Here is a 16,350-nt window from a genome sequence, read left to right on the forward strand (position 1 = left end):
GCCATACTCTTTAAGAATAGTCGAGTACATGTGTTTCGCCAACTTAGCAACAGAAGTAATTAATCACAGTTGCAAACTAGTTTGGATGATAAAAGTCAGTTCATAAAATGAACAACGTAATTATCTGTTAAATAGAGACAAATATCTGTGTCCGCCAATATTCTCGAGTTTACTTTTGACATAAGGTCGTGGCGCGCTGCTGGAAAGGCTCCAGACTCATCTTTTGGCCCGGTTTCTCACTGTCATCCAATAATAAAATATCTAACGGTTTTGCCAGGACATGCCCCGCTTTCATCTGTTCAGTCGCAACATCATTGAGTGGATATTGTGCTAATGTGCTTGGATTTATCACAAATAAAGCCCCGCCTGAGCGGCACTCCAACATCACTTCTTCTCGATTAAATGCCCATTGTTTGCCAAACTCAAACTTACTGACGGTCACTATCTTCCCGGCAGCAATAGCGTTTACCGATAACATCAGTAATGATAATGTCAGCACAAAACCTTTCATTCTAATTATCCTCAATTAACTGATTGCCTTGATTTTCTCGTATATCGAGGCGTCGATGCAAGCTTACTGCCACTATCTATCAGGTATAACTTCACATTATATCGGTGCCATCGTCGCAAAAAAACTCACCAAAAGCAGTACCGTTGCACCAAGGATAATTTCAGCACAGCTGTTTACAACCAACCAATAATGGGCTTTTGTGGGCAATTTTCGCAACATAGGGACAATGAGGTAGCGGTTAATCACAGCAATAACAATCATAAACAGCACCAATATTACTTTACTGAATAATAGCATCTGATAAACAGATGTCAGTGTTAAAGAAGTCTCACGCAATATAATAATGCTATTAATAATTCCGGTGGACAATACCAATGCCACGGCCAAATGACCCCAACTTGAAAATCGAATTAACGTAGTGATAGCTTCGCGTTTAACATCACCATGGCGGGTATATGCAAGGCAAACCAGCAATGCGGGCAAACATCCTATCCAATAACCTGCACTGAGCAGATGTATAACTTGATTGACCTGATGAATCCATCCCAGCACACCCTCGTGCATCGCCGCGTGCCCGATAAAGGCCAGACTGGCTAAAAGCAACGTTGAACAGCCTACCATCAGCCGATAATAAACACGGATTGTGCCGAGCAAAGCTATCCACATGCTCAATATGGATAAACCGAGATGCCATTGCCATATCTGACCAAAACGGGTGCCCAATACCGCCCACCACACGTTTAGTCTGTAGGTATCAGCCCAACCATCACCCATCATGCCAGCTTGGATAGCTAGCAGCCCGATAGCGGAGGCTAATCCCACAAATGTACTGAAGACAAGGAGAGGCGATAAGCGGTTTTTGAGTATCGAAGAAAAGCGGTCTGGTGCTAATAAGGCGGTGAAAACACTGATGCCAAACATCAGCATCACCGCCAAAAAATGCAGAAAGCGACACAGAACGAATAGAGTCGCCAGAGACATATTATTTCACTGTGAAGCTGTAAGTGCCTTTGGTTTTATGGCCATCAACAGACACCACATGCCATGAAACGTCGTATTTCCCAGCTTTCAATGCACTATCGATCGGCAAGATTAATTGTGTGTTATTGACCGGGTCCAATTTAAGCTCGCCTGTTTTGACAACATTGTTATCTGGGCCAGTCACTTTCACTCCACTGAAACCCAATTCAATTCCTTCAGAGAAACCCAGTGTCACGGCTTCTGGCGCTGAACCAATGGTCGCATCGGCAGCAGGAGATTCAATTTTCAGGTGGGCGTGAGCCAAGGCTTGCTGGCTGGATAACCCAACAAATAACACAATAAGTGCCGAAAGCATGCGGCATGAAGAACGAACTTTGCGAATAAACATAATATCCCTTAATCGATGGGGGAGAAGAATCTGTCTGCTACCAACCATATCCTATATTGGCAGCGCGAACCCCTATCACTTCCAGTCAATTGCACTACCTGTGAGGTAGGGCACAAAATAAAACGCCAAATTATGAATGGCGATTGAAATATCACCAATAGTTGAGTAGCAATTAAGCTCAGCTAGCGCTTTTAGCTTGATTGCAAATGATAACGATTTCAATATGGCAAGTCGAGAAACCATAGCTAAACAACATGTTGTTAGCACGAAACAATAAAATTAAGAGAAAAGGGAGGGACGAGTATGGTGAAGAGGCAATAAAAAGCCGCAATTTCTATTTCCACTAAAGAGTGGATAGAGACTGCGGCGAGTTCAAATCAAGCCAAAAAATTACGCCTGAACGTGGCTCTGTGCAGCCATGGTTTTCAGATCTTTATCGACGAAGAACAATGAATTGCCGCTATTACCCACCAGCGCCAGTTTATCCAGAATAGATTTGAACAGTTTTTCTTCTTCATGCTGTTCAGACACATACCATTGCAGGAAGTTGAATGTAGAGTAATCGTGAGTGGTCATTGCGACATGGGCAAGCTCATTAATTTGAGTCGTAATAAGTTGCTCATGCTCATAAGTCAGTTTGAATACATCAGCCAGTGATGCGAAATCTGTCGGCGGCGCACTGATTGTACCCAATACCGGCATAGCGCCCGTTCCGCTCAGATATTCAAATAAACGCTGCATATGCTGCATCTCTTCTTGAGAATGCTCTTTTAAAAATGCTGCCGCGCCTTCAAAGCCTTTATCACTGCACCAAGCACTCATCTGTAGATAAAGATTGGCAGAGTAAAATTCCAGATTCAGTTGCTCATTAAGCTTCTGAGCCATTTCTGTTTTCAACATGATAATTCCCTAATTTTTATAATGCAGGTAAGCAACGATTAACTTAGCGTATTATGCCAAGTTAAAAACAAAATAAGAACACCCTATTCACATTAATATTTAATAAAATCACTAAATAACTTAACCAGCTGATTATTAACCATATTTTTTAAATTTAAACATGAGATTAATTATTATAAGAATCATTTACATTAACACCAGAATACTAAAAAGAATGATTCTTATTTGAGGTTTATTTCAATAAATAATAACCTTATGACTTTGAGGTCATATTATCTCACTGCAAAAACGTTTAATTAGATATTATTAGGGCACATTAGCCTCTTGCCAATATCTGCCAGCTGCATTACCTTTTGCGCCATAACTGCCGATGCGCCACGAAGGAGAGGAAAAATGGGATATAATCTGGCTGAGCTTTCTGATGAAGAAACAGCAAAAATGAATGTCGATCTGGCCGCTTCTGGGGTTGCATTTAAAGAGCGCTACAATATGCCGGTGATCCCTGAAATGGTTGCTCGAGAACAGCCGGATGAGCTACGTGAATACTTTTTACAGCGGTTGGCACACTACCGCAGTGAATCAAATAAATTCTCTCGCTTGCCGTATGAACCCAAAATGAAGTCATGAGTAAGAGACTCCCGCACCAGGGTCTGCGGGAGTTTGGCGGTGAGAATCGCTAGGATTTTCGAGCAAATTTGTCGGTTGCAAGAATTAGTTGGTGCAAGATCCCTGGTTCGTCAAAGGAATGTCCGGCACCTTCGACAATATGCAGTTCAGCCTCTGGCCATGCTTTTGCTAAATCCCACGCATTCTGTGGCTGACAAGCCATATCATATCGGCCATGAATAATTACCGCAGGAATATGGCGAATGCGCGTGACGTTATCGAGCAGTTGGTTATCGCTATCCAAAAAGCCCAAGTGGGTAAAATAGTGATTCTCAATGCGGGCAAATGCCAGAGCAAAGTCATCCTCACCGAAAGAAGCCGCGCTTTTGGTTGGCAGTAAAGTGACTGTTTCTCCCTCCCACAAGCTCCAAATTTTTGCGGCCTCCAATTGTACCGCTTTGTCCGGTGAGGTCAGCCGCTTGCGATAGGCCGCAGTGACATCACCCTGCTCTTCTGGCGCTAACAGGGATAACACGCGCTGCCATTTATCGGGGAAGAAGCGGGAAGCCCCGTCCTGATAATACCAATCCAACTCTTTTTTACGCAGAGTGAATATCCCACGCAAAACCATTTCACTGACCCGTTCGGGATAGGTTTCACCGTAGGCCAACGCAAGTGTCGAACCCCAAGAGCCGCCAAATATCAACCAGTTATCTACGCCGGCCATCTCACGCAGCCGTTCAATGTCATCAACTAAATGCCAGGTTGTGTTGTTATCCAAGCTGGCATGGGGCGTCGAACGCCCACACCCGCGTTGATCAAAAAGTAATACTTTGTATTTCTTTGGGTTGAAAAGTTGCCGGTGATAAGGCGCGATCCCGCCACCAGGGCCACCATGAATAAATACCGCGGGCTTACCCTCAGGGTTGCCACAGAGTTCCCAGTAAATCTGGTGACCATCACCTGTGTCTAGTAAGCCACTATCGTAAGGTTCATACGCTGGATAAAGCCCACGTAATTGTTCCATTATTTTTCCATGTTTGTTGAGACAATAAAGTTATCAAAGCTTATACAGCCCGCAGGGTCAACGATAAAACATTACATTTACGCCAATCAGCACATTAATTCCATCAACCGGTGATAAATACACCATAACTTAATTAATTTTCAGGTCTTAGCTCAAAACATGGCGCGTACTGGAGCGTAATAAGAGGGATTGATATTTAATAATATCTTTATTAAACAATATATTAAGTATATTCATGTTTTCTTCCCTTGCAACTCCCCCCCATTAGGTGGTTAATAGGTGGGCGTACCAACCTAACCGAAGGTAAAGAGAGGCAAGCCATGAGTAAGGGAATGGACAGCAAAAAGAACGCGAAGAAAAAGCCACTAAAAACACCAGCTGAGAAAAAAGCTGAGAAACGCGCTAAAAAGTCATCTTCCACTAGCGCAGAATAACGGACTTTTCGTCTCGTCAGTCAACCCGCCACGATAGGCGGGTTTTTTGTTGCTAATATTTAGGCATTACGGGGAAGAATAAGAATGTATTTTCGTGTCATCGATACAGAAACTTGTGGTTTGGAGGGGGGTATTGTCGAAATCGCGTCTGTCGATATGGTGGACGGATTATTGAGCAACCCTATGAGTGACTTGGTTAGCCCAGACAGGCCAATCAGTCTCGATGCCATGGTAATTCACCATATCACGGAAGAAATGGTGGAAGGTAAACCGCGAATTGCCGTTGCAGTTAGAAAATATCAAGGGAGCCCGTATTATGTCGCTCATAACGCCCCCTTTGACCGCGGTCTGTTACCGGAGATGGGTGGTCAATGGATTTGCACCTTAAAGCTCGCCCGTATGCTCTACCCTGATATTAAGCACAGTAATCAATATCTGCGTTACGCTTTGCGCCTGAATGTTTCAGTGCCAGATAATCTTTATCCACATCGTGCTTTGTATGATTGTTATGTCACCGCCGCACTGTTGCAACGCATCATACGAGACTCTGGGTGGAACGCCGAGCAGATGGTGGAAATGACGCAACAACCGCTGTTGTTACAGACATTTAAGTTCGGGAAATATCGTGGAAAAAGTATTGAACAGATAGCCCGGCAAGATCCGGACTACCTGCGCTGGATGCTGACCTCAATTGCCGACCTTACGCCAGATATGCGCCATACCCTGACACATTATCTGACATAACCGATTTTGTGAATCAAGCTAGAGAGAGAATAAAAGCATATTCCAAAGCAATATCTTCATAAGCTTTGAAGCGCCCTGATTTACCCCCATGGCCCGAATCCATATCGGTATAAAGCAATAATTGGTGGTCATCAGTTTTCATTTCTCGCAGTTTCGCGACCCATTTTGCGGGTTCCCAATATTGAACCTGAGAGTCATGCAACCCGGTAGTTACCAGCATGTGCGGATAATCTTGAGCTTTAACCTGATCGTATGGGCTATATTGCTTCATGTAATCGTAATAGGCCTTATCATTTGGATTGCCCCACTCGTCATACTCGCCAGTCGTCAGAGGGATAGATTCATCCAGCATAGTGGTGACCACATCAACAAATGGCACCTGCGCCACAACACCTTTGTATAATTCAGGCGCCTGATTAATAACAACGCCCATCAACAAGCCGCCCGCACTACCGCCCATAGCGAAAACACGATTAGCATCGCCATAACCCTTGGCAACCAATGTTTTGGTAACATCGATAAAGTCATTGAATGTGTTTAATTTCTTGAGCAACTTGCCATCTTCATACCATTGCTGCCCCAGTTCCCCACCACCCCGAATATGCGCCAGTGCAAAGACAAAACCACGATCTAACAGACTTAAACGGCTACCACTGAATACCGGATCCATGCTGCTGCCATATGAGCCGTAGCCATAGACCAACAGCGGGTTACTGCCTGGGGCAAAATGATCACGATGATAAACCAATGAAACTGGCACTTTGACACCATCCGATGCGGTGACCCAAATCCGCTCACTACGATATTTTTCTGGTGTGAAGTTTTTGACTTCCTGCTGCTTGAGCAACTGACGAGCGCCGGTATCCATATTAAGTTCATACATGGAGCTTGGCGTGGTCAGGGAAGAATAACCATAGCGCAACAGTTCAGTTTCTGGCTCTGGGTTATATGCCAACCAAGTGACATAGGTAGGGTCATCAAAAGTCACCGACTTCTGTTCATCGGTGACCCAGTGAATTTGCCGCAAATGCGTCAATCCCTCACTCCGTTCTTCCACCACCAGCCAATCGCGGAATAGGCTAAAGCCTTCCAACATAACCTCTGTTCTTGGCGTAATTAAGGGTAGCCACTGAGATTCATCAGCGAAATCAACGGGCACTTTAGCTGCATCGGCGATTTTATATAGACCGAAATTTTTGCCATCTTTATTCGAACGTAAATAAAAATGCTGCTTATAGTGATCTAAACCATATTCATGGTCTTTGCGGCGTGGCGCGAACATTTGCGGCAGCGGCTCGTGCTGATCGGCATCCAACAGTAAAATTTCAGATGTTGTGGTGCTACTGAGATGGATGACAATAAAGCGCTCAGATGTGGTTTTTTCCAACCCGACATAGAATGTATCGTCCGCTTCCTGATAAATCAGCTGGTCCGATGCAGGGTCAGTGCCCACGACATGGCGATAGACTTGATAAGGCAGCAACGTTTTTTCATGCTTACGCACGTAATACAGTGTTTTTGAATCATTGGCCCATTCAAAGCTACCCGACGTATTGCTGATAACTTCCTGCTGCCAGCTATCACTTTGTAAATGTTTTACCCGGATATCATATTGACGCCGTGATAAGAAATCCTCAGCCACTGCCAGTAGTTGATTATCTGGGCTAACATCCAGGCCCCCCAAGGTGTAGAACTCGCTTTCCGCCGCGCGTTGATTACCATCAAGTAAGGTTTCCCAACTACTATCCGCCCAAACCGGTTGGCGAACGTAAATGGCATATTCATTACCCGGTTCAAAACGTGTTTGATAGCGGTAGCCATTGCGGGTATAGGGGACGGACTCTTCTTGGGGCGGAATGCGGGAAACCATTTCCTGATACAAAGTTTCGCGAAGCGGTTGCAGCGGCTTCAACACCGACTCGGTGAACTCATTTTCAGCTTGCAGATAGTTCAGAACATCAGCATCAGTGCGCTCATCATCACGTAGCCAATAATAATCATCTGTACGGATATCACCGTGCATCGTCATCGGATAAGGGCGTTTATCTGCCTTTGGAGGTATGGTCATTAGTTGAAGTGTCCATCAGTGTTCGTTATCGCGAGAGTGACACGATTACCTGTCGATGCCAAGCGGCAGCATCTGCTTAAATTTGAGTTGAAAGAGTGTAATTCAATGATAAGCAACATGATAAACAGGTGCAGGATACCTTTACGCCAGCACCTGTTGTGATTAGCTTAATTCCACCCCTGCGGTCTCAAGCACGCAAGGTATAGGCGATAGTGCCAGCTTTACAATCAAGCACCACTTGGTAGGTTTTATCGCCTTTTTTACCACGAGCGGTCAATGGAACCTGCCAGATATCATCTTGGCCTGTAATGTCTACCGCGCTAATCCAGACAACCGGGCTATCAGTACCCAACCCTTTTTTATCCGCTTCCCAACGTGTTATACGATTTTGTAGAAAATCACGTTTAACTTGAGTCGCAACCTGAGATTGATTTAACCCAGTACAAGTAGGGACTTTTGCTACCCGCGGTTCCTGGGCCTGTACACTACTGATGGCACCGGCTAAAGCGACGGCCACTATTAAGGCGAGTCCTGTCTTTCTCATCATTCCTCCAGATATTATTATTTCTATCCTCTGGCTGGAACAATGATTGAAAGGGGGTTACAGAACGAATAGCGCTAAAAATCAATATGTTAACGCTATTTAATTAACACCGAGTAAATTCAATCACGTAAAACTGTTCCAACCCCGGATAGATCTCCTTAATCACTTTTTTCAGTTCATCCAGCGACATATTTTCTTGCTCGGCATGGTGTTGCGTCAGTGTATCCAAGGTGATTGGAGTGACGGATTTAACCAAAATATGGCAGAAAAATACGCCGTCTTCATTGCGACATACGCGCAGGGTTTCCCCTGGGCGAAAATCGGATTCACTGCTATCCCGGATAGTGATCGTTTTGCGATCGGCCAGAATATCCGCCTCAAACCGGCGAAAGAAGGTGATTTCACGATTCATTTTAGATCCCTTTTTCACTTCCTGCCGAAATCAGGCAGATTAAGCCGCTTGATTTTCATCAGGTTTGGATTTTTTCTCTGATGCGATTTTTTCAACTTTCGCTTTTGGCTGCCCCTCGGCGGAGGCCGCTGGCTGGGCACCCCGCAGAATTTGCCCTAATGCATCTTTGTTCTCTGCAAGGAAGAAGCTCAGAGCCTCGCGTTGATCTTCTTCAAGTGTTAAAGGTGACTGTGCCAACCATTCAGACAAATTGTCAGCCAAATCCAGCATTTTATCGTAGGCATCGGCTTCTTTTTTGGTTGTGAAAGTCATTTTTTCCTCACCCTGTCTTACCACGACGAATTTTATTTCAACGGCCATTGATACGCGTCCTCTTCACTTACAGATTACTGTACATAATCACAGTATAATGTGATTTGTCGGGGCGATGCAACCACCATCGCCCTCTACTGTGATTATTTTAATAAACGGGCTTTGCAGTTTTTGCCTTTGATCTTGCCTTGCTGTAACTGCTGAAGAGCCCGTTTGGCACTCGCCTTGCGAATAGCAACATAGGCATGAACCGGGAACATATCGATTTTCCCCACATCCGCGGCGGTCAGACCGGCTTCACCCGTTAAAGCCCCCAAAATGTCGCCAGGGCGAATTTTAGCTTTACGGCCACCATCAATACATAAGGTGACCATTTCAGGTTCCAGCATGGTGTTAGCACTGCGGCTTACCTGCTCGGCTGGCGTCCATTTCAGTTTCATTTGCATATAATCTTCAATGGCATGGGCGCGGGTCATTTCCTGTGGGGTACACAGGCTCACCGCCAGACCACTCATCCCTGCCCGCCCGGTACGGCCGATGCGGTGCACATGAATTTCGGGATCAAATGCCAGTTCGAAATTGACCACCAGTTCCAAGTCTTTAATGTCCAGACCCCGCGCAGCAACATCAGTTGCGACTAATACCCGGCAACTGCGGTTGGCAAAACGCACCAGCACTTGATCACGGTCGCGCTGTTCTAAATCGCCATGTAAGGCCAACACGCTGATGCCACGGGACTCCAGCGCCTCATAGACACTCTGGCAATCTTTCTTGGTGTTACAAAACACCACACAAGAAGCGGGCTGATAATGACTGAGGGCGGAGATCAACAGCGGCAAACGTTTTTCGCGTGTGGTTTCGAAAAATACCTGCTCAATCGCGGGCGCTTCATCACCATCATCAACTTCAACATTGACTGGCTGGCGCTGAACCCGCGCACTGATTTGCTCAATACCCGCCGGATAAGTCGCCGAGAACAGCAATGTCTGGCGCTGCGGTGGGGTATAGGCAATGACATCATCAATGGCATCGGTAAAACCCATATCCAGCATGCGGTCGGCTTCATCCAGCACCAGAATTTTGAGGTCATCCAGCACCAGCGTTTTCTTGCGCAAATGCTCCTGAATACGGCCCGGAGTGCCGACGACAATATGCGGGGCATGCACCAGAGAATCTAACTGATGGCCCATCGGCTGGCCGCCACACAGGGTCAGGATTTTAATATTTTGAGTAAATCGCGCTAACCGGCGCAATTCTTTACTGACCTGATCAGCCAGTTCACGTGTTGGGCACAGCACCAAAGCTTGAGTCACAAACTCACCCACAGCAATTTTGTCCAGCAAACCAATGCCGAAAGCCGCAGTTTTACCACTGCCAGTTTTGGCCTTTGCCCGAACATCCTGCCCATTGAGGATGGCCGGTAATGCTGCGGCCTGTACCGGTGTCATCTCGGTATAGCCAAGTTCATTAAGATTGGACAACTGCTCAGCAGGCAGTGTCAGGGAAGAAAAGGACGTTGTGCTCACGGCAGTAACTCTTATAACGGAATGGAATGGCAGCGATGGCCTGAAGGCGAGCGCAAGATTTTGGCGCGATAATACCAGATATAGGGCTATTGCCGGAACTATACCGCATCAATACCGATAAAATGGTCTGATTCTCTGCTTAAGAGCCAATACGCAATCGTTTTCGTCGCCATTTTGCCTTATACTCATGCCCGTAAAATTCATCGCGTGTCAAAATTTCCCACTGATGTAGGTACCTAACTATGCTGACTATTGGAACCGCTCTGCGCCCGAATGCCACCCGTGTCATGTTGCTTGGCTCTGGAGAGCTGGGTAAAGAAGTGGCGATTGAATGCCAAAGGCTGGGGCTGGAAGTGATTGCGGTTGATCGCTACGCCGATGCACCCGCGATGCATGTTGCTCATCGCAGCCATGTGATTAACATGCTGGATGGCGCAGCGCTCAAGCAGTTGGTCGAGCAGGAAAAACCTCACTATATCGTGCCAGAAATTGAAGCTATCGCCACAGATATGCTGGTTGAGTTAGAGAATATGGGCCAGAAGGTTGTGCCCTGCGCCGAAGCCACTCGTTTGACCATGAACCGCGAAGGTATTCGCCGTCTGGCTGCCGAAAAGCTGCAATTGCCCACCTCCAGCTACCGCTTTGCCGCTACCGAGAGTGCATTCCGCCAGGCGGTCAGTGAGATAGGTTACCCGTGCATTGTCAAACCGGTGATGAGTTCCTCCGGTAAAGGCCAGAGTTTGATTCGCAATGAACAGCAACTTCAGGCCGCATGGGATTACGCGCAGCAAGGTGGCCGCGCGGGCGGCGGTAAAGTGATTATCGAGGGATTGGTACACTTTGATTTTGAAATCACCTTGCTGACCATCAGCGCGGTTGATGGCATCCACTTTTGTGCGCCTATTGGTCATCGTCAGGAAGATGGCGATTACCGTGAGTCCTGGCAGCCACAAATGATGAGTGATATTGCAGTGGCGCGGGCGAAAGAAATTGCTTCCCAAGTGGTCACGGCGCTAGGTGGCTACGGGCTATTTGGGGTGGAATTGTTTGTCTGTGGCGATGAGGTTATTTTCAGTGAAGTTTCACCGCGCCCTCACGATACCGGCATGGTGACGTTGATTTCGCAAAATATGTCTGAGTTTGCCTTGCATGTGCGCGCATTTTTGGGCTTGCCCATTGGCACCATTCGTCAGTATGGCGCAGCGGCATCGGCGGTTATTTTACCCGAATTGACCAGCCATAATATTGCTTACCATGGGTTGGAAACCGCCTTGGTCGGTGACACGCAAATTCGTTTATTTGGTAAACCCGATATTGCGGGTAAACGGCGGTTGGGCGTGGCGTTGGCGGTAGCGGATGATATTGATAGCGCGATTGAAGTGGCAAAACGTGCCGCAAGCGCAGTCGTCGTGACTGATAAATAGTTGTGACAGGTAAATAGTTGTGACAGGTAAATAATCTGGCACTGATGAATAAACCCGCCATCACGGCGGGTTTATTGGCATTGAATAGCACAAAACCGGAGCTTATCCCTCGTACGGATCTTCTATTTCGTCCGCATCCTGCTCATTATCACGACGATAATCAGACTCATCACTCTCATCAAAGTCAGAATCTTCAAAGATAGGCATGGCTTGTGGATCATTCTCGTGCCGCTCGCGAATTTCTGCGGCGACCAAAGCAATCGCCTCACCACTGCTCATTCCTTCCGACATGAATTGGTGAATACGTTCGACAGCTTCTTGCTGTTCCTCATGAGAAAGTGAAGGCATACCCGCTAACATTGATTTATCTCCTGCATATAATTGATTCAGTATACCTGTTTATTGTTATTTAAAGTGAATCGCTATTTACGGTGGATTGACTGCCACTGGTGAACAGCCCCCAAACACTGGGTAATTTATGCTAATCTTGCCCAACTTTGGTGGTGAAAATACCTTTCTACCGCCTAATATGTTCAGCCGAAAGAAAAGAATCGTGACTCATGAGTGTGAAAACCCTGACCTGCAAAACCTTGCCTTATCAACCAGATGCCCTGCTCCAGCAATTCGCCCCCCTTGCCCATCAAGCTTGGGCCATGTTGCTGCACTCCGGATTTGCTGAACACACCCATAACCGTTTTGATATTCTGGTCGCCGACCCGCAAGTCACTCTCACCACGCGGGGCGAGCAAACAGAAATTATCAGTACGCAAGGCCAGGAGCTTTCCCTCGAAGATCCATTCTCTTTATTGCAGCAGCAATTGGATAAGTTTTCTCCCGCTATTTCGCCCCACCCTGACCTACCTTTTTTGGGCGGAGCATTAGGGCTATTTGGTTATGATTTGGGCCGACGGGTTGAGACACTACCGGTGCTGGCCGAGCCAGATATCGCCTTACCAGACATGGCCGTCGGCCTGTATGACTGGGCCTTGATTGCCGATCATCATTTGCAAAAACTGACACTGGTCTGTCATGGCGATGCTGAACAGCGCTTGCAGTGGTTGCTGCAACAAAGAAACCCCGAAGCCACTTTGCCATTTAAGTTAACCAGCCGGTGGCAAGCCAATATGTCGCGAGAGCAATATGGTGAAAAATTCCGGCAAGTTCAGGAATATTTGCACAATGGCGACTGTTATCAGATTAATTTGGCCCAAAGATTCAGTGCGGAGTATCAGGGTGATGAATGGCAAGCTTTTCTGACATTGAGCCGCAGTAATCAAGCGCCTTTTTCGGCTTTTATTCGCTTAGAAAAAAATGCAATTTTGAGTGTGTCACCGGAGCGTTTTCTATGGTTGGAAAATCATCATATTCAAACCCGCCCGATTAAAGGTACTTTGCCGCGGCTGGATGACCCCGAACAAGACCGTTTGCAAGCGGAGCGGTTGGCTAATTCCACTAAAGATCGCGCTGAAAACCTGATGATTGTTGACCTGCTGCGCAATGATATTGGCCGAGTTGCACAGCCGGGCACCGTGCAGGTACCGGAGCTGTTTGTGGTCGAGCCTTTCCCGGCGGTGCATCATTTGGTCAGCACCATTACCGCAATTCTGCCCACCGAATCACCGCCAACCGCATTATTGCGCGCCTGCTTCCCCGGCGGCTCGATAACGGGTGCGCCGAAAATTCGGGCCATGGAAATCATCGAACAATTGGAACCCCAGCGCCGCAACGCCTATTGCGGCAACATTGGCTATATTAGTTGCTGTGGCACGATGGACACCAATATCACCATCCGCACTCTACTGACTGAAAACGGCAAAATATATTGTTCTGCTGGCGGCGGAATTGTGGCTGACAGTCAGGAACAAGCTGAATACCAAGAGACATTTGATAAAATCGCCCGAATATTACCCTTACTGGGAAAGAGTTAATTTATGAATGAGTGGATTCTGTGAGTGCTATGTCTGTGAATGATAAGTTGATGAATGACCCGCTTGTGAATGACAAATTTGTCAGCCAATCGGGGCAAACTTTGTCTGACTTTATTAGCCGATTCCAGCTGCAACGGCCTCAACCTGGCAGTTTTTCTGCCAATGGCCGCCATGCTGCGGTATTAATTCCTATTGTTTGCCGACCAGAACCTACATTGCTGCTCACCCGGCGCTCCGATCATTTACGCAAACATGCCGGCCAGGTCGCTTTCCCCGGAGGCAAAGCCGACCCACAAGATTTTTCACTGATTGATACCGCGCTACGAGAAGCAGAAGAGGAAGTGGCGATCCCTACCTCCGCGGTACATGTTTTAGGGCAATTGGCTCCGCTCGACAGTTCCAGCGGTTATCAGGTTACACCGGTCGTCGGTTTGGTTCCCGCCAATATCGCCTTTCAGGGTAATGAAGAAGAAGTCGCCGGGTTATTTGAAATTCCCTTACGTGAAGCTCTCAGATTGTCGCGCTACTATTCACTGGATATTCATCGCGGGGGAATCAATCACCGGGTCTATCTTTCATGGTATGAAAGCCAATTTATCTGGGGGCTGACTGCGGCAATTATTCGCCGTCTGGCACAGCAGGTCAGTATTTGACACTAATAGGCATATGAATAGCGCGGGTAATGAGTGACCCGCTTCACAGCATGACGGTTAAAAAAGCTGAATTACAGCATAAAGCGATCCCTATCACCCCATCATCTCGATTTTTACTCTACTTTCTCTGCACAACCATTTTAAAAAAACTGTAAACTGACCTGTCAGCGTTATGAAATATCTGTAAAATATCTTTCATCACTATAAACCACTAAAAATGTAAGGTTAAAAGCTGATAGTGATAATGATTCATTGGTAGCGAAATGTCATGGTTGCGATATCAAATTGATAGCGCCAACACCAGTAGAAACCCAATTTACACGGCCCGGTGATAGCAATACTTAATACGAAGTAACCTGCAGCTATCTACTGGGTTCTTTACTTGATACAGATATTCTCGGCCACATTCATATGCACCGGGAATAACAAAAAGCTTTGTTAAGGAGTTTTAGCGTGATTAGCGTTTTTGATATGTTCAAGATTGGTATCGGCCCCTCCAGTTCTCATACTGTTGGGCCAATGAAAGCCGGCAAAGAGTTTGCTGATTTGCTGGTCACTCAAGGGTTAATGCCGTCGATCACGCGCGTAGCCGTCGATGTTTATGGCTCACTGTCACTGACCGGGAAAGGCCACCATACTGATATCGCCATTATTATGGGGTTAGCGGGCAACATGCCCGATACCGTGGATATCGACAGTATTCCAGCGTTTATTCGGGATGTGGAATTACGTCAAAAACTGATGCTGGCCAATGGGTTGCATGAAGTTGACTTCCCGCGCGAAGGCGGGATGGTATTCCGCAGTGATAATTTACCATTGCATGAGAATGGTATGCAGATCCACGCCTATGCCGGTGATGAAAAGGTGCTTAGCAAGACCTATTATTCAATTGGTGGTGGTTTTATCGTTGATGAAGAGCATTTCGGTAAAGCCGCGGTTAATGCCGTTAGCATGCCTTATCCATTCAATTCCGCTGAAGAAATCCTGGCTAACTGCGAGCAAACCGGTATGTCGATCTCCGGCATGGTAATGCAGAATGAGCTGGCGATGCACAGCAAAGAAGAGATTGAATCCTACTTTACGGCGATTTGGCAAACCATGCGCGCCTGTATTGATCGTGGCCTGAATACCGAAGGGGTTCTACCAGGCCCGCTGCGGGTGCCGCGTCGCGCCTCAGCATTACGTCGTCTGTTAGTTTCCTCGGATAAACTGTCCAGCGACCCAATGAATGTTATTGACTGGGTCAATATGTTCGCACTGGCGGTTAACGAAGAAAACGCCGCGGGTGGCCGCGTGGTTACTGCGCCGACCAATGGTGCCTGTGGCATCGTGCCAGCAGTCTTGGCCTATTACGACCACTTTATCGAGCCTGTTACCCCTGAAATCTTTATCCGCTATTTCCTGTCATCCGGCGCAGTTGGGATTTTGTACAAGATGAATGCGTCGATTTCTGGTGCTGAAGTGGGCTGCCAGGGTGAAGTGGGCGTTGCCTGTTCAATGGCGGCTGCTGGCCTAGCCGAGCTGCTGGGCGCAAGCCCGGTTCAAGTATGCATCGCCGCTGAAATTGGCATGGAGCATAATCTGGGTCTGACCTGTGACCCGGTTGCAGGTCAGGTGCAAGTGCCGTGTATTGAGCGTAATGCGATTGCCTCGGTAAAAGCCATTAACTCTGCACGGATGGCCATGCGCCGCACCAGTGAACCGCGCGTTTCACTGGATAAGGTTATCGAAACCATGTTTGAGACCGGTAAAGATATGAATGCTAAATACCGCGAAACCTCCCGTGGTGGTTTAGCCATTAAAGTGCAATGTAATTAATTTATTGTATTGAAAAATCGTTTTCATTAAGGGGAGCTACGGCTCCCCTTATGCACAGTGAAAGATGAGTAATG

At 46.9% G+C, this 16,350-nt stretch carries 17 protein-coding genes; 6 read left to right on the forward strand and 11 right to left on the reverse strand.

Annotated elements, in window-relative coordinates; all coding sequences use genetic code 11:
* Window positions 1-169: 169 nt before the first annotated feature.
* From OP863_RS11585 to ftnA, 4 genes are all read right to left on the reverse strand, one after another.
* Window positions 170-511 (reverse strand): YebY family protein, encoded by a 342-nt coding sequence (locus OP863_RS11585; RefSeq protein ID WP_038632445.1) that lies wholly within the window; start codon window positions 509-511, stop codon window positions 170-172.
* 96 nt (window positions 512-607) lie between these two features.
* Window positions 608-1,492: a copper homeostasis membrane protein CopD gene (gene copD / locus OP863_RS11590; RefSeq protein WP_265525317.1), complete on the reverse strand. Its 885-nt coding sequence runs from the start codon at window positions 1,490-1,492 to the stop codon at window positions 608-610.
* A 1-nt stretch (window position 1,493) separates the two neighbouring features.
* Complete coding sequence (gene yobA / locus OP863_RS11595) at window positions 1,494-1,880, reverse strand: CopC domain-containing protein YobA (protein WP_145509676.1); 387 nt, start codon at window positions 1,878-1,880, stop codon at window positions 1,494-1,496.
* Between the two features lie 390 nt (window positions 1,881-2,270).
* Entirely contained in the window at window positions 2,271-2,780 is a 510-nt protein-coding gene (ftnA, locus tag OP863_RS11600) for a non-heme ferritin (protein WP_038632439.1), read from the reverse strand.
* A 393-nt stretch (window positions 2,781-3,173) separates the two neighbouring features.
* On the opposite strand from ftnA, the gene OP863_RS11605 reads away from it, so the two are divergent.
* Window positions 3,174-3,407: a DNA polymerase III subunit theta gene (locus tag OP863_RS11605; RefSeq protein ID WP_004389928.1), complete on the forward strand. Its 234-nt coding sequence runs from the start codon at window positions 3,174-3,176 to the stop codon at window positions 3,405-3,407.
* A gap of 49 nt (window positions 3,408-3,456) precedes the next feature.
* On the opposite strand, the gene pip is transcribed toward OP863_RS11605, so the two are convergent.
* Complete coding sequence (gene pip, locus OP863_RS11610; RefSeq protein ID WP_038632429.1) at window positions 3,457-4,413, reverse strand: prolyl aminopeptidase; 957 nt, start codon at window positions 4,411-4,413, stop codon at window positions 3,457-3,459.
* A 518-nt stretch (window positions 4,414-4,931) separates the two neighbouring features.
* On the opposite strand from pip, the gene exoX reads away from it, so the two are divergent.
* Window positions 4,932-5,591, forward strand: a complete 660-nt coding sequence (exoX, locus tag OP863_RS11615; RefSeq protein ID WP_265525318.1) for an exodeoxyribonuclease X — start codon at window positions 4,932-4,934, stop codon at window positions 5,589-5,591.
* 13 nt (window positions 5,592-5,604) lie between these two features.
* Here the strand turns inward: exoX and OP863_RS11620 are convergent, their stop codons facing one another.
* The 5 genes from OP863_RS11620 to dbpA form a co-directional block, all read right to left on the reverse strand.
* Window positions 5,605-7,659, reverse strand: a complete 2,055-nt coding sequence (locus tag OP863_RS11620) for a S9 family peptidase (protein WP_038632426.1) — start codon at window positions 7,657-7,659, stop codon at window positions 5,605-5,607.
* A 187-nt stretch (window positions 7,660-7,846) separates the two neighbouring features.
* Window positions 7,847-8,203, reverse strand: coding sequence for a protein YebF (yebF, locus tag OP863_RS11625; RefSeq protein WP_186368386.1), 357 nt, complete (start codon window positions 8,201-8,203; stop codon window positions 7,847-7,849).
* 103 nt (window positions 8,204-8,306) lie between these two features.
* Window positions 8,307-8,615 (reverse strand): N(4)-acetylcytidine aminohydrolase, encoded by a 309-nt coding sequence (yqfB, locus tag OP863_RS11630; protein WP_145588263.1) that lies wholly within the window; start codon window positions 8,613-8,615, stop codon window positions 8,307-8,309.
* 39 nt (window positions 8,616-8,654) lie between these two features.
* Window positions 8,655-8,975, reverse strand: coding sequence for a YebG family protein (locus OP863_RS11635; RefSeq protein ID WP_038632420.1), 321 nt, complete (start codon window positions 8,973-8,975; stop codon window positions 8,655-8,657).
* Between the two features lie 95 nt (window positions 8,976-9,070).
* Window positions 9,071-10,453: an ATP-dependent RNA helicase DbpA gene (gene dbpA, locus OP863_RS11640; RefSeq protein WP_038632418.1), complete on the reverse strand. Its 1,383-nt coding sequence runs from the start codon at window positions 10,451-10,453 to the stop codon at window positions 9,071-9,073.
* A 242-nt stretch (window positions 10,454-10,695) separates the two neighbouring features.
* On the opposite strand from dbpA, the gene purT reads away from it, so the two are divergent.
* A complete protein-coding gene (gene purT / locus OP863_RS11645) occupies window positions 10,696-11,877 on the forward strand; it encodes a formate-dependent phosphoribosylglycinamide formyltransferase (protein ID WP_038632416.1) in 1,182 nt (393 codons plus the stop codon).
* A 102-nt stretch (window positions 11,878-11,979) separates the two neighbouring features.
* Here the strand turns inward: purT and OP863_RS11650 are convergent, their stop codons facing one another.
* Complete coding sequence (locus OP863_RS11650; protein ID WP_038632414.1) at window positions 11,980-12,237, reverse strand: YoaH family protein; 258 nt, start codon at window positions 12,235-12,237, stop codon at window positions 11,980-11,982.
* Window positions 12,238-12,437: 200 nt separating this feature from the next.
* On the opposite strand from OP863_RS11650, the gene pabB reads away from it, so the two are divergent.
* The 3 genes from pabB (at window position 12,438) to OP863_RS11665 (ending at window position 16,276) form a co-directional block, all read left to right on the forward strand.
* Window positions 12,438-13,805 (forward strand): aminodeoxychorismate synthase component 1, encoded by a 1,368-nt coding sequence (pabB, locus tag OP863_RS11655; protein WP_265525319.1) that lies wholly within the window; start codon window positions 12,438-12,440, stop codon window positions 13,803-13,805.
* 50 nt (window positions 13,806-13,855) lie between these two features.
* A complete protein-coding gene (locus OP863_RS11660; protein WP_038639469.1) occupies window positions 13,856-14,458 on the forward strand; it encodes a CoA pyrophosphatase in 603 nt (200 codons plus the stop codon).
* Window positions 14,459-14,911: 453 nt separating this feature from the next.
* Window positions 14,912-16,276, forward strand: coding sequence for an L-serine ammonia-lyase (locus OP863_RS11665; RefSeq protein WP_265525320.1), 1,365 nt, complete (start codon window positions 14,912-14,914; stop codon window positions 16,274-16,276).
* Window positions 16,277-16,350: the final 74 nt, after the last annotated feature.

Origin of the sequence: Yersinia sp. SCPM-O-B-9106 (C-191) (assembly GCF_026183365.1) — a bacterium.
GTDB lineage: Bacteria > Pseudomonadota > Gammaproteobacteria > Enterobacterales > Enterobacteriaceae > Yersinia > Yersinia rochesterensis.